A 941-nucleotide genomic window follows, 5' to 3' on the forward strand; every position below is an offset into this window, starting at 1 on the left:
TGGGAATAAAGGTGCTAAGGCGCTTATTTCAATGATCAAGATTGTTGCACCTCAAATGGCCTGCACGGTGATTGATCGCTCTATGCAAATCCACGGTGCAATGGGTTTAAGCCAAGACACCTTCTTGCCACAAGCCTATCAAATGGCGCGTGTAATTAGATTGGCTGATGGTCCGGACGAAGTGCACATGATGCAGCTTGGTCGCGGCTTAGCCTCTGGCTACGCCATGCTGGCAAAGAAATAGGAGGCGAGCATGTCAGACGTCGATAGTTTAGATATTGAGCTTCTTGATCGCTATTTGAGTGAGCATATCGAGAGTTTCCATGGCTTAAAAAGCGCAGAGAAATTCTCAGGTGGTCAATCTAATCCAACCTTTAAATTGAGTGCGGCGAGTGGCGAGTATGTATTGCGTCGCCAGCCACCGGGTAAATTGCTGAAGTCAGCACATGCTGTAGACGTGAGTATCGTGTTTATAAAGCGCTAGAAAATACGGATGTGCCGACGCCTAAGATGTATCACCTGTGTGAAGATCGCGAAGTGATTGGCTCGATGTTCTATGTGATGGAATATTGTGAGGGGCGCATTTTTTGGGATGCTGCATTACCAAAACTGGCATCTAACGAAGAACGCACACACGCGTATTCGCAAATGGGCAAAGTGCTCGCAGCGATACATTCAGTCGATGTTGAAGCGGTTGGCTTAGGTGATTATGGCAAACCGGGGAACTACTTCGAGCGCCAATTATCGCGCTGGACCAAGCAATATCGTGATTCAGAAACACAAAAAATTCCGGCAATGGATCAGCTGATTGAATGGCTCGAGAGCCATATTCCAGAGGATGATGGTCGTGTGTCGCTTGTGCATGGCGATTACCGTCTCGACAACATGATGTTTGCTCCGGATGAAGTCCGTGTAATAGCGGTGCTTGATTGGGAGCTTTC

The 941-nt window shown here is 47.8% G+C and carries 3 protein-coding genes; all 3 read left to right on the forward strand.

What is annotated here, in order from left to right:
• A partial coding sequence (locus tag A3762_RS04050) for an acyl-CoA dehydrogenase family protein (protein WP_255375026.1) occupies positions 1-244 on the forward strand: 244 nt, incomplete at its 5' end.
• A gap of 9 nt (positions 245-253) precedes the next feature.
• Positions 254-484, forward strand: coding sequence for a phosphotransferase family protein (locus A3762_RS28230; RefSeq protein ID WP_231878723.1), 231 nt, complete (start codon positions 254-256; stop codon positions 482-484).
• Between the two features lie 11 nt (positions 485-495).
• Positions 496-941, forward strand: a 446-nt coding sequence (locus tag A3762_RS28235) for a phosphotransferase family protein (RefSeq protein WP_231878724.1), incomplete at its 3' end; no start/stop codon positions are given.

This window comes from Oleiphilus sp. HI0125 (assembly GCF_001635355.1).